The 13412-nt window shown below is 69.3% G+C and carries 7 protein-coding genes and 2 pseudogenes; 2 read left to right on the top strand and 7 right to left on the bottom strand.

The window, feature by feature from the left end; genetic code table 11:
• Positions 1–20 precede the first annotated feature (20 nt).
• Positions 21–1604 (top strand): hypothetical protein, encoded by a 1584-nt coding sequence (locus tag OG819_RS35350; protein WP_266653212.1) that lies wholly within the window; start codon positions 21–23, stop codon positions 1602–1604.
• 611 nt (positions 1605–2215) lie between these two features.
• On the opposite strand, the gene OG819_RS35345 is transcribed toward OG819_RS35350, so the two are convergent.
• The 3 genes and pseudogenes from OG819_RS35345 to OG819_RS35335 all read right to left on the bottom strand — a co-directional run bounded on the left by OG819_RS35345 (position 2216) and on the right by OG819_RS35335 (position 5448).
• The gene (locus OG819_RS35345; RefSeq protein WP_266633868.1) at positions 2216–2635 is read right to left on the bottom strand and encodes a hypothetical protein; all 420 of its coding nucleotides are present in this window, start codon (positions 2633–2635) and stop codon (positions 2216–2218) included.
• A gap of 468 nt (positions 2636–3103) precedes the next feature.
• Positions 3104–4057, bottom strand: a pseudogene (locus tag OG819_RS35340) (TIM-barrel domain-containing protein); the annotation flags it as partial.
• Positions 4054–5448, bottom strand: coding sequence for a GH1 family beta-glucosidase (locus OG819_RS35335; protein WP_266655424.1), 1395 nt, complete (start codon positions 5446–5448; stop codon positions 4054–4056). The gene OG819_RS35335 and the pseudogene OG819_RS35340, both read right to left, overlap by 4 nt.
• A gap of 463 nt (positions 5449–5911) precedes the next feature.
• On the opposite strand from OG819_RS35335, the pseudogene OG819_RS35330 reads away from it, so the two are divergent.
• Positions 5912–6484, top strand: a pseudogene (locus tag OG819_RS35330) (beta-galactosidase); the annotation flags it as partial.
• 193 nt (positions 6485–6677) lie between these two features.
• Here the strand turns inward: OG819_RS35330 and OG819_RS35325 are convergent.
• From OG819_RS35325 to OG819_RS35310, 4 genes are all read right to left on the bottom strand, one after another.
• Positions 6678–7595, bottom strand: a complete 918-nt coding sequence (locus OG819_RS35325; RefSeq protein WP_266633869.1) for an expansin EXLX1 family cellulose-binding protein — start codon at positions 7593–7595, stop codon at positions 6678–6680.
• 234 nt (positions 7596–7829) lie between these two features.
• Positions 7830–9599, bottom strand: a complete 1770-nt coding sequence (locus OG819_RS35320; RefSeq protein WP_266653210.1) for a cellulase family glycosylhydrolase — start codon at positions 9597–9599, stop codon at positions 7830–7832.
• Positions 9600–9720: 121 nt separating this feature from the next.
• A complete protein-coding gene (locus OG819_RS35315) occupies positions 9721–11232 on the bottom strand; it encodes a glycoside hydrolase family 43 protein (protein ID WP_266653208.1) in 1512 nt (503 codons plus the stop codon).
• 44 nt (positions 11233–11276) lie between these two features.
• Positions 11277–13412, bottom strand: a complete 2136-nt coding sequence (locus OG819_RS35310; RefSeq protein ID WP_266653206.1) for an alpha-galactosidase — start codon at positions 13410–13412, stop codon at positions 11277–11279.

The raw sequence follows: 13412 nt of genomic DNA, 5'->3' as shown, positions 1-13412 counted from the left end.
ACCGGTCGATCCTGACGACCTTGATCTATTTGCACGGACTTCCCACCCCGCCCGCCGATCCCGGCCGGCTCACCGCCGCCCACGTCGAAGGGTTCGTACGGTTCCGCACGGCCCAGGCGGGCGAGGAGACAGCGTTCAAGGACGTGCAGGACATCAAGCTCCTGCTCGACATGGACGCAATCGTCTCGTTCCTGGCACCCGGAGCCCGGGACTCTCTGGTCCGGCGCCAGCCACGATCCCGCAGCTTCGGCCAGGTCGGCTACTCCGACGGCGAGTTCAAGCGGCTGCTGTCCGCGGCTCGGGCCGACGTTGCCCAGATCCGCGACCGGATCGCGGCCGGTGAAGAACTCGTACGTCGGCACGGCGACGGCGCCGGCGATGAAAAGGCCGCCCTGCTGGCCGACATGGCTGCCAGCGGAAGGGTGCCGCGCCTGAGCGACGACGGTCGTCACGACCACCTGACGCGACGGATCGAGCTGGCCCAGCACTTGTTTCTGCACCTGCGAGACCTCGCGCCGCTGATGGTCTTGCTGTGTGCTCTCACCGAACGCAACGGCGAGACAATCAAGGAACTGCCCGCACAGCACAAGATCCTGGACGGCCGGGCTGTCGAGCTCACCCTCATCAAACGGCGTCGCGGCCCGCGGCGATGGTTCGAGACAGTCACCTGGGAGATTGGTCCCCCGCACCGAGCCCTGCATACCCCCGGCGGTCTCTACCTGCTGATCCACAAGCTGACAGCCCGCAGCCGAGCGTTCTGCGGCTCGGACCGGCTCTTCTGTGCCTGGCGCAACATCCTCGAACTCGGGGGCGACGATGTTGCCGAGCACCACCCGCCCTTTGCGGTCAAGCTCTGGGGCGAGGTGAAGCTCTCGAAATGGGCCGGGGACCGCCGGCGGCCCCTGCTGGCCGATGCCTCCGAGGGCCGCGAGGCGAAGCCGCTGCAGGTGACCTTCAACCGCATCAAGACCAGCACCGAGGTCCGCCGCACACGCCGGCTGGGCGGACATCTGCCGTCGGCCGCGAAGTCGAACACCATGCAGGTCCTCTTCCGCAACTACCTGGGTGGCGACCCCGTCATCGTCGAGTGGGCCCACCAGGTTCTCGGCGAGGCGCTCGTCGACGCCGAGCAGGCCGCCCTGCGCGCGCACGAGCAGGTGCTGAACTCCGCGGGCGGCTCCTTGCGGGTGGTGACCGGCCCGGCCGACGCCGAAGTGGTGCAACGTGAGGCGGGCCTGGATGCTGAATCGGCCCGGCGCGCGGCCGACGGCGAACTCGACACCGCCTGGACCGCCTGCGGCGACCACGTCCACCCGGCGACCGGGAAGACCTGCGAGGCATCCTTCCTGGCCTGTTTCCACTGCGGGAACTGCCTGGTCACCCGTGATCACGTGCCGCGGCTGCTGGGGCTCATGAACGCCTTGGCCGAGCGTCGCCTGACGATGAGCGAGGACGAGTGGTGGCGCCGCTACGGGCCGGCCTGGGCCGCGGTCCGCCACGACATCCTCGCGAAGTTCAGTCCCGCGGAACGCGAGCACGCAGAGCGGGTCAAGTCGACCGACGTCCTACTGGATCTGGTCGAGGAACCCTGGGAGCAGATGTGATCGCCCTCGCCCGCAGCGTCGCGCTTCCCGGCGACGACGTCTTCGTCCTCCATGACCGGCCCCTGCGGGACGGCGTCGCCCTGGAGGACACATCGCTGTTCGGCGACGCCGTCTGGCGACTGCAGCCCGCGATCCACAAGAGCAGCGGCCGCAACCTGATCCTGAACTTCGACCGCTTCCCGGTCCGGTTCCGACCGGTCGCCAAGCAGCTGGCTTACGCCATGCTGTCCGGGCCCCTCCCGCAAGGAGAAAGGCGCTGCAAGGTTGAGGGAGTACGTTGCGCGTCGACCGAACTCTTCCGCTTCCTGACCTGGCTGGACACCCAGAGCGAACCCCGGTGTCAGCAGCTGGGCACACTGACCGGTGCCGACCTTCTTGCCTACCAGCGGCACCTTGTCGGGCTGTTCCCGGGTTCGGCGACACAGCGCGAAACGTGCCGGGCGAAGGTCCGGCTGTTCTGGCGCTGGCGGCACAACCTCAGCGATCGGCTGTCCTTCGACCCGGTTCACATCGACGGGTGGGGCGAACCCGATGCCCGCGGACAAAGGCGAGGCGAGAACCGCACCAGCCGCATCCCAGAAGGGGTCCTCGGCCCGCTGTTCGTCTGGGCCCTACGGTTCATCGACCTCTTCGGCCCCGACATCATTGCCGCCGACCAGCAGTGGAGGAAGACCCGGTTCGCCGGGGTCTACCAGCGGCTTCCGGAACGGAAGTTCCACAGGTCCACCGGTAACCTGCCCCAGGCGATCTCCGATCATCTGGAGGAGTACGTCAGCAGCGGCCGACCGCTGCCGGGCTGGCGGGGAGCCCCCAACCGCAAGGTCCTCGCCCAGCAGATCGGATGCAGCCGAAGATCCCTGGATGACCCCGCCTACCAGGTGCTCATCGACCAGGCCGAGGCCAAGGTCGGGGTCAGCGAGAGCGCAGCCTTCGACATTCCGATCCTCAGTTCGCTCGACGGCCGACCCTGGATCGACGACATCGTCACCCACCCCGAGCAGCCCAACAGCCTGGCCGTCCTCGCCCGGCATCTCCAGGCTGCTGCCTATGCCGTGATCGCGTACTTGAGCGGGATGCGAGACTCAGAGGTAAAAGAACTCCGGCGCGGCTGCCTGCGGACCGAGCGGGACCCCGACGGACGCCCCTACCGCTGGAAGATCGACGGGATCGCCTTCAAAGGCGAGGACGACCCAAGAGGAGTGCCAGCGACCTGGATCGTCGGCGAACCCGTCGCACGAGCCATCGCGGTCATGGAAGCACTCCAGCCGCCCGGCACCGACATCCTGTTCACCCGGCTCCCGCACGGCTACGGAACCCGCCACCGTGTCCGCGACGCGAGCGCCATGCTCAACAGCACCACCAACGAAAATCTCAACCTCTTCGTCACCTGGGTGAACGCCTACTGCGACAAGCAGGGACGCGCCGACGGCATCCCCGCAGTCAACGGCAGGATGTTCCGTCTGATGACGTCGCACTTCCGGCGGACCCTGGCCTGGGCAGTCGAAGTCGCACCACTGGTAGCCGCGCATCCAGAAGCAGTCGAAGTGGAAGACGCTCAGGGGGATGCCGCGCTCGGCCATGCCGTCGACGAAGCGGTTGACGGTGGCCTCGTCGTAGTCGGTGGTGAAGGAGGTGGTCAGTCACAGGCCGAGCGCCCAGGACGGCGCAAGGGCGGGACGGCCGGTGAGCGCGGTGTAGCGCTGAAGGATCTGCTTCGGGGTCGGGCCGTACACGACGAAGAACTCCAGCGACTGGTCCTCGACGCTGAACTGGACCTGCCCGACCGACTCGGAGCCGACCTCGTAGCTGACCTTGCCGGGGTGGTTGACGAAGACGCCGTAGCCGCGGTTGGTCAGGTGGAAGGGGATGTTCTTGTACGCCTGTTCGCTGCTGGTGCCGCCGTCGGCCTGCCAGATGTCCACCGTCTGCCCGTTCTTGACGAACGGAGTGAACCGCTCACCCAGCCCGTACACCGACTCTCCTACGCCCAGGGAGAGTTGCCCGAGCATGAAGTGCCGGCCGGCGGTGTCGGTGACGAAGCCGGTGCCGCGCTCGCCCACGGAGGTCAGCATCCGCCCGCCGGCGGTGAACTCCAGGTGCCACGGCTGGGAGGTGTCCACCCGCAGCGACAGCTCACCCGCACTGAGCTCGACCACCGCGCCGTCCCGGCACACCTTTCCCGCATCCGGTTGCGCGCCGGGCAGCGCGAACTCCGGCGCCCGCCGTACCGAACCTGCGTGGTGGGTGGTACGTACCCCGATCACGCCCTCGGCGGGCGACCAGCAATCGACCGTCAACAGCGGGCTGTTGAGTATCCCGCCGCGGCGGTGCACGTGCTTCACCGGCGCGTAGAGGGTCATCCGGTGCTCGTCGGCCCGGACGTCCGCGACCTCGGTGGCGTAGCGCGCGGTGACGCCCGGACGCATCAGCCAGTAGCCGTCGGTGAACTTCATGGGGCGGTTTCCTCCGTCCGCGCGCGGTGCGCGGTGATCAGGTCCCGGTACCAGTGGTAGCTGTCCTTGGGCGTTCGGGTCAGCGTGTCGTAGTCGACGTGGACGAGGCCGAAGCGCTGGTCATAGCCGCGCGCCCACTCGAAGTTGTCCAGCAGCGACCAGGCGTAGTAGCCGCGCACGTCCACCCCGGCCGCGACGGCGGCGGCAACGGCGGTGAGATGGTCCGTGAGGTAGTCGATCCGCTCGGTGTCACGGACCCGGCCGTCGGGGTCGACGGTGTCGGTCTCGGCGGAGCCGTTCTCGGTGATCCAGACCGGCGGAAGCCGCGGGTAGCGGGCGTGGAGTCCGCACAGCAGCTCGGTGAGCGACTCCGGGACGACGGGCCAGCCCATGGTGGTGTGCCGGGTCCCGTACGGGTCCAGCTCGGCGACGCCGATGTCCACGGCGGTGCGCATTTCGGGGTTGGCCGAGCGGTGGGGGGCGGCGGCGACCGTCACGGGACGGTAGAAGTTGACGCCGAGGAAGTCCAGCGGGGCGCCGATCAGTTCCAGGTCGCCGGGCAACCGCCAGGGACCGGCGGCGAGGCCGGCCCAGGTCTGGTCCTCGTGCGCGGGGTAGCGTCCGGCGAGGAGCGGCTCGGTCCAGACCTCGTTGTGGAGGACCTCGGCCCGGCGCAGGGCGGCCCGGTCCTCGGGGAGGTCGGAGGCGGCGTGGATGCGGTCGAGGTTGAGGGTGACTCCGATCTCGCGGGCGCCCGCGGCGCGCAGCGCACGTACCGCGAGGCCGTGGGCGACCAGCAGGTGGTGGGCGGCGGCCAGCGCGCCGCGGCCTTCTTCGGCGCCGGGTGCGTGCCGCCCCTCGGCGTAGCCGACGAAGGCGGAGCAGTACGGCTCGTTGAGGGTGATCCAGCGCTCGACCCGGTCCCCGTAGCGCTCGGCCGCGAGGGCCGCGTACTGCGCGAACGCCTCGGCGGTCTCCCTGACGCGCCAGCCACCGCGGTCCTCCAGGGCTTGGGGCAGGTCCCAGTGGTAGAGCGTGACGGCGGGTGCGACACCGGCGGCCAGCAGATCGTCGATCAGCCGGTCATAGAAGTCCAGGCCCTTGGCGTTGACCGGCCCGGTGCCCTGGGGCAGCAGGCGGGGCCAGGCGATCGAGAACCGGTAGCCGTCGACGCCGAGCCCGCGCAGCAGGCCGATGTCCTCACTGGAGCGGTGGTAGTGGTCGCAGGCGGTGTCACCAGTGGCGCAGCCGAGGGTGCGTCCAGGGGTGTGGCTGAAGGTGTCCCAGATGGACGGGCCGCGGCCGTCCTCATCGTGGGCGCCCTCGATCTGGTAGGCGGCGGTCGCGGCTCCGAAGCGGAACCCGGCGGGTAGTTCGGGGAACGGGCGCACGGTGGGCCCGGGTGTGTCGGACAGGGTGTTCAGAGCTCCAGCGCCGGGCCGCGCCGGTGCGGCCGGGCCAGTCGGGTGGGCGGACAGGTCGGGCGGGCGGGTTGGTGACGCCATAAAGAACCCACGGGTGGGACACCTCAACGAGCGGGAGAGACATCAGTTGGTGAAGCGCTTCGACGCTGTCACCGCTCAAGATGTTATGTCAATGCCCAAGGGAGGAAGAGGGTTCCATTGTCTGTGGCCTCTTGCTTCGCCAGAAATTCCTCATTAACTTGCGTGATCGAGTGAAGCGCTTCGACGATCCGTCTAGGGGGCGGCGCCGCCCTCACCCGCCACGTGACCAAGTCCGGTACGTCCGTGACCGGTTCGACCCCCGGACACCCACCACCTCCCCGTCCCGGCCGCCGGGATCCACGACCGGATTCCGGCGGCCGGGAACCATCCGTCTCCTTGAGGGCTTCACATGACTGATCTGCCCGCGCGCGTCCTGTTCGGCGCCGCCTACTACCACGAGTACCAGCCGTACGAACGGCTCAAGACCGACCTCGATCTCATGGCGGAGGCCAAGTTCACCGTCATCCGCGTCGGCGAGTCGGTCTGGTCCACCTGGGAATCGGAGAACGGCCGGTTCGAACTCGGCTGGCTGCAACCGGTCCTGGACGGAGCCCATGAGCGCGGCATCTCCGTCGTACTCGGCACTCCCACCTACGCGGTGCCGCCGTGGCTGGCCCGGCAGTACCCGGAGATCGCCGCCGGGCGCCGCGCCGCATGGGGTGCCCGGCAGGAGGTCGACTTCACGCACCCGGCCTTCCGTTTCCACGCGGAGCGGGTGATCCGCGCGATCGCGGCCCGTTACGCCGCCCACCCCGCGGTCATCGGCTTCCAGGTCGACAACGAGCCCGGCCCGCGACTGCCGCACAACCACGGCGTCTTCCAGCGGTTCGTGGACGACCTGCGGCAGCGATACGGCGATGTGGAGACCCTCAACCGCGAGTGGGGGCTGGTGTACTGGTCGCACCGGCTGTCCACCTGGGCTATGAGATCACCTCGTCGTCCGGCGGACTCAACTTCAACACCAACAACCTGACCGTCAGCGGTGGCTGACCCGACATCAGCGACACCGGGGCCGAGGTCGGTCCGCGTCCTTTCTCAGGCGCGGTCGACCTCGGCCCTCAGTGCGTTGCAGTCCGCGAAGTGGCTTCGACGTAGGCCTTGGGCGGACGGTGGGGTCAGTGCCGGGCGAACTGGACCTGGGTGGGTTGCACGACGTTCGGCCGCACCGCGATTCCGTTGATGGTCAACCGTTCGCCGTAGACGTCGGTGAGTCTGATCGCGCTGCCGCACCCGCTGCCGTCCGCGGCGATGAAGTAGTTGTAGGAGGTGCGGGGCAGTCGCCGCCAGCCGCCTGAGGTGCGGACCTCCAGCCTGGCGACTGGGTTGCGGTGGCCGATCGCCTGGATGCCGCACCAGTAGCGGCTGGAGCCGGTCTTGTACCGGATGGAGATCTTGTTGGAGATGCTGGGGCTCACCAGGCTCCAGGTGATGGGGATCCGGCCGACCTTGAGGTCGGCCAGTTTGGCGAATGCCTGTTGGCTGAGGTCGAGTTGCCCGGGTGCGCAGGGCAGGGGGCATTCGTTGGTGATGCGTACCGTGATGGATCTGCCGTTGGCCGCGCGCACGAGCACGTACGCGCCGCACGCCCTGGACGTCTCGTAGTCGGTGGTGTTCATGGCCGCGATCATGAGGTCGGGGCTGGGGCCGAACAGGCAGGCGCCGTTTCCGTCCGCGGCCTCGTAGGCGGTGGCGACGCCCCGGTAGGTGGTGTGCGGCTGAAGCCGTCCTGCCTGCGCAGTTGTGGTAGCGGGCTTTCGCTTGGGCTCCGGGGTGTCAGTGGGTGACGGTCGCGGCGACGTGGTGGTCGCGGCACCCTTCGGAGTGGGGGAGCCTGTCGGGCTGGGCGAGCCGGTAGGGCTCGCCGTCGCGGCCGGGGTGGCCCTCTCGCCGCCGGCGGCGGTGGCTTTCACCTGGGTGGTGGCGAGGGGCGTGGCTGCGGCAGGCCCTGCGTCGACGCTGCGGTCGGGGAGCAACGCCATGACCAGGTAGGCGACAACGCCTGCGGCGATCAGCGCCGATGTGCCGGCCAGCATGAGCCTGCGTCTTTGTCTGCGCTGCCGCGCAGCCTGCCTCGATGTGTTCATTTCCTGTCCGTTCGCAAGATCGAGCCGATGGTGCACTACTGAGTGACCACCGGAAGTGCAAAGGTTGCCAACGATTTCTCACAGGAAGTGGCCCACGCGCGAGCGGGGATATGCCGCGGCGCCGCAGAGACGTCAGAGCCCTGGTCGCCCGGGAGGTGGGCAACCAGGGCGAGGGCCGGTCGGTCAGGATTCCTTGACAGCCGTACCGATGACGGAGTCTCCGGACTTCGTGACCTTGTACTTCACCTTGGCGCCGCTGTGGAAGTGGAAGGTCAGCGTCGCCGGTTCACCGTCACGCAGTGCCTTCAGGAATTCGGGAGTCAGGATGATCGTGCCGTTCGGGTAGTCCGGCGAGAAGGCCTGGTTGAACTCCTGGTACCGAGTCCAGCTGGTCTGGCCGGCGTTGCTGCCGTCGGCGTACGTGGCCTCCATGGTCGCCAGCAGGTCGCCCTGGTACTTCGTGGGAAGGGTGAACGAATCGGGTGTGCCCGTGGCGTTCGACAGCACCGGGGTGTCGTAGGTGACCACGTCGATCTTCCAGGGCAGGCCGCGGGAGAACCGGGCCTGGAGCGTCGCGTTGACCCCGTAGTCCCGCTCGTCGGTCAGCCGGGTCAGCGCCTGCGCCGTGAGGGTGAGCCGATCCTTGAAGACGGTGTAGTCCTTGCCCGCGACAAGCTTGGTGTCGCCGTTCCACAGACTCTGGAACTTGGTGCCGTTCAGGTTCAATGTGAGCGACTGGGCCGTGATCCGGCTCGGCTTCGCCACGAAGACCTTGTCGAAGGAGGCGGTTCCCGAGCGGGTGGTCCAGCTCGACTTGATCCAGGTGAACAGGGCGGGGTCCTGCCACTTCAGGGTGTCCCGGTTCAGGTAGGCGAAGGTTCCGGGGTCCCACAGGGCGGTGGTGACGCCGGCCTGGCGCGCCGTGTATCCGAGGTGCTCGAAGTACTTCAGCGCCTCACCCCGCTCGACGCGGTCGGGATGGTTGTGGTCGGGCCAGGCCAACAGGCCGTACTCGCCGAGGTAGACGGGGATGCCCCTGTCGACGAAGGTGTCGTGCATGCGGGCGAAGGCGTCGGTCAGGTCGTTCTGGGCGGCGGCGTCGTACCGGGTGCCACCCGCGACGTTCACGCTGAACGGGTAATAGCTGTAGTAGTGCACGGTGGCGACCAGGTTGCTGTCGTGCAGCGCGCTGATCGTCGTGTACAGGTCGTCGATGAGGTCCTGTGAGGGGGTGCCGCCCTGTGTGGTCAGGACGAGCAGTCTGCCCTTGTTCGCGCCGCCCGAAGAGCGGACGATCTCGTGGGACGAGGTGTTCAGCTCGTTCATGAACTGGGTCTTCTGCGCCGCCGTGGCGTTGTCGAAGCCCGGTTCGTTGATGCTCTCGAAGAGCAGGGTGCGCGGCTCGTCGCGGAACGTCGCGGAGATCTGGGTCCACAGGGCGTCGTAGCGGGCGAGCACGTTGTCGTGGTCGGTGGAGATCTTCGAGACCCACTGCCATGAGTCGTGGTGGACGTTGAGCACGACGTAGAGGTTCTCGGCCTGTGCCCAGTCGACCACCTCCTTGACACGGCTCAGGTACGCGGCGTCGACGGTGTAGGGCGCGGTGGTGGACTGATGTGCGCTCCAGGTCACCGGGATGCGGACGCTGTGGAAGTCCTGCGCCCCGATGGTCTTGAACAGCTCCCTGGTGGCCTTGGGGTTGCCCCAGGACGTCTCGTCCGGAATCGCGTCCAGGGTGTTGCCCAGGTTCCAACTGGGCTGCATCGCGGCGACGGCGTCCTTGGCACCGGCCGGAACCTTGACCGTGGCGCTTGCCTGCTGTGCCGTGCCGCCGGTCGCGGCGAGCGCGGTGCTGCCGGACAGTCCCAGGACGACGAGCAGCGTCATCAGCAGGCCGGCCAGGCGTCCGGGGTCGCGGCTGCGGTGGTGTTCGGGTCTCCGTATGTCCTTCATGTGTCATGCCTTTCGGTCAGTGGTGCGGGTGATCCGGTCCGTGGCCGGGCAGCGATCAGGCGCCACCGTCGGCTCATGCTGAGTAGTGGGAGGCAGAGGGGTGCAGAGGCAGGGGCCTGGTTCAGCCGTCGAGGGGCTCGTAGTCGAACCAGTCGAAGTGGACGGTGCCTGCCGCGGCGTACATGCCGATGACCCGACCGGTGAAGCCGCCGGCGACCTCGGTCGACAAGTAGCGGCCGTCGAGGGTCGCGAGCTCGGTGAACGTGCCGTCGGGCTGCTCGACGCCGAGGGAGACGACGTCGGGTCCCGTGCACGGCCCGTCCGGAGAGGGCGGTTCCGTGATCGTGACGGCGAGGACCACCGGCCCGGCGGGCAGGGGTTGTTCGGCCACGACCGTGCGCAGGGAGCCGACGCGCGCGACGACCCGCACCTCCGTGCCGTCGACCTCGATCGCGTAGTGGTGCCGCTCGTCGAGCCGCACGGCGAGGCCACCGCCTCCCTCCGCGGCGTCGACCAGAGTGCGCGCCCGACACGACAGATGCTGCTGACGCCGGCCGGTGAACACCACGTCGGGCTCGTCCAGGGAGTCGCCCCGCGCGCGGAGCGTCAGCCATCCTGGGCGCTCCTTGGTGGTGCAGAGTTCGGCGGGCCGGTCGCGCAGGGAGATCCAGGACGGTCGCAGTTCGGCGAGCTCGAAGTCGTCCCGGTGCTCCTCGACAGGGCTGGGGGAGAGCGGCCACGGGAGCTCGGGCAGGTCCAAGGCGACCTCGCCGACGACCGGCCAGTTGTCCACCCAGGTCACGGGGGCCAGGAAGGTCTCCCGTCCGAGCACATGCCAGCCCGGTGTGCCGCCGCGCGGTCGGACGCCGAGGAACACCATCCACCAGGAGCCGTCGGGGCCTTGGACCAGGTCGGCGTGCCCGGTGTTCTGGACGGGGTGGTCGGTGCCGCGGTGAGTGAGGATCGGGTTGGCCTGGCACGGCTCGAACGGGCCGGCGGGCGTACGGCCGCGGGCGATCGACACGGCGTGGCCGTGCTCGGTGCCGCCCTCGGCGATGAGCAGGTACCAGTAGTCGCCGATCCGGTACAGGTGCGGCGCCTCCGGGGCCTTGGCGCCGGACCCGCCGGACCAGAGCCTGTGCGGTGTTCCGTACGTCTGCCCGGTGGACGGGTCGATGCGGACCTGCGAGACCCCGGCGACCGTGCACCAGCAGGTGCCGTCCTCGTCCCAGACCAGGTCGGGATCGATGCCGGGGACACCCGGCGCCCAGATGGGGTCCGACCACGGTCCGGCGGGGTCGGTGGCCGTGACGATCAGGTTGCCGCCGCCCTCGGTGCAGTTGGTGACGATCAACCAGAAGCGGCCGTCGTGGTGGCGCAGGGTGGGGGCGTAGATCCCGCCGGAGGACCACGCGTCCGACAGACGCAGCTGCTCCGGCCGGTCCAGGGCGTTGCCGATCTGCGTCCAGTGCACCAGGTCACGGCTGTGGAAGAGGGGTACCCCAGGGAAGTACTCGAAGCTGGAGCAGGCCAGGTAGTAGTCGTCGCCGACGCGGCAGACGCTGGGGTCGGGGTGGAAGCCGGGGATCACGGGGTTGGTCAATCGTCCGTCCGGCTGCTGCAGAGGGGGCACTCGATGGGTCCTCTCGTCGATTCGTGATGCGGGCGTGGGGTGGTTCAGGGAGCTCCGGGGTCCGTGGCGGTGATGCGGAGCAGGACGGCGGACGGCGCGGTGGGCAGGGTCAGGCTCAGCTCGGCCGTGTCGGGCGTCCAGGCGGAAACGGCCCGACTGACCGAGGGGTAGAGCAGATCGACACGGGCGGCGGTGTCCCGCAGGTGGGGCAGGTGCAGCGTCGCCGTGATGTCGGTTCCGGGTCGGCGCCAGACGGTGAGGTAGGTGGTGGCCGGGGTGCGCAGGCCCAGGGCGATCCAGGGGTCGTCCCAGGCGGGAAGGCCCAGGGGCCAGGACGGCACGGCCCCCGGCAGGTCGGCGCGGATGGCCTTGTACGCGGCTATCGCCTCGTGGACCAGGGCGCGGGCCTCCGGCTCGAGTTCGGGAATGCGGCCGGAGAGATGGATTCGGCCGAGGAGCGCGTTGGCCATGGTGAAGGCCACCTCGTCGAGGGAGTCCTGGGGCTGGGGGTACGCCCAGACGGCACCCTGTTCGGGGGTGACGGCGGTGGGCGCGGAAGCCGCGATGGGCGCGTAGAGATGGAGGTTCTCCTGATCGCTCGTGGACTGCAGTTGCATCCGGGACAGCAGGGCGTGGTCCCAGCGCATGCCGCCGGAGGAGCAGTTCTCCAGCACCAGGTGCGGGTAGCGGTCCAGGACGCAGTCGAGCCAGTCGAGGTGGGCGCGGTTGTGGCCGAGCAGTCCGGCGCCCGGGGTCTCGCCGGGGTGGGCGCTGGTGCCGGAGCCGGGGTCGATGTTGTGGTCGAGCTTGAGGTAGCCGACGCCCCACTCGCCGACCAGGCGGTCCACGACCTCGTCCAGGTGGGCACGGGCGGCCGGGTGGCGCAGGTCCAGGTGGTGCCGGCCGGCCTCCGTGACGCGGATGCCGTCGCGGCGGAAGAACGCCTCGTCGGGCAGGGACTTGGCCATGGGGCTGCGTACGCCGATCACCTCCGGCTCCAGCCACAGGCCGGGCACCATGCCGCGCTCCCGGATGCGGTCCAGCACCTCGTGGATTCCGCGCGTCCCGGGGAAGCGGGAGGCGGCGGGCTCCCAGGCGCCGACGCTGTCCCACCAGCCGCCGTCGTCGCCGTCGTACCAGCCGGCGTCGATCACGAAGTACTCCGCGCCCGCGTCGGCCGCCGCGTCGATGTGCGGCAGCAGCTTCTCGGTCGTGGGGTCGCCCATCAGGCAGTTCATGTAGTCGTTGAAGATGACGGGCAGGCGCTGGTGGTCGGCATGCGGGCGGCGCTGGGCGCGGCGGTAGCGGGTCAGCGCGGCGAACGCCTCGTCCCGGCCGCCGTCGTCGCTGAAGGACAGGGCGGCGGGTACGGTGCGGAAGACGGCGCCGGGTTCAAGGGGGTGCCGCCAGCTGTGGTGGGTGTCGGTGGGTCCGAACAGCGCCGCGTAGGCCGCCTTGTCCCGCTCGCCGCACTCCCAACGCCAGCCCCCGCCGTTGTGCTCGATCTGCCACACCCAGGTGCGGCCGGTACGCCGGTCAGTCAGGCCGCCCATGGGGAGGCGTCCGCAACTGGACCAGGTGCCCTGTCCGTTGAGGGCGAAGCCGGCTCTGCGGTTCGGGTAGCTCACGCGTCCGCTGTGGGCTGGTGTGGTCAGGCGCATCGGCTGTCGCTGCCAACGGCATTCGGCGAGCCAGTCGTTCTCCGCCCACAACAGGTCCGCGGCATCGATGGCCGCTGGGTCCTGCGGGGTGAGACAGCCCACCGCGAGCGAGCTGACCGACTCCAGGTGCAGCGTGGTCTGCCCAACGTTCCGTAGGGTCACCTCGCTGCGGAGCACGGGGATGCCGTTCGGTGACCGGTAGGTCACCTCCGCGACCAGCCCGGTTTCCGGATCGTGGAGGTGCACGGTCAGCGTGTGCCAGTCGCCGTCGCGGGTCGCGTGGTGGGTCCGGTGGCGCAGCCGTCCGCTGAGATCGGTGCCCACGAGGAGGTTGCCCGACCAGCCGCGGCCGTGACCCGCGGCCGTCACCTCCACCAGAGGCAGGGACGCACCGGGGATGCTCTGCGCCTCGCCGGGCAGTCCGAGGTGCGTGAGGCGCGGGCTGCCGTGGTCATCGAGGACGATCTCCAGGTGAAGGGCCTCGTGCCCCCAGTGGAAGGCCTGTTGTTCCTTGGTCAT

Origin of the sequence: Streptomyces sp. NBC_01549 (genome assembly GCF_026339955.1) — a bacterium.
In the GTDB taxonomy this organism is placed as follows: domain Bacteria; phylum Actinomycetota; class Actinomycetes; order Streptomycetales; family Streptomycetaceae; genus Streptomyces.
The sequence above is the reverse complement of the archived record's forward strand: the minus strand, read 5'-3'. Positions and strand labels throughout refer to the sequence as shown.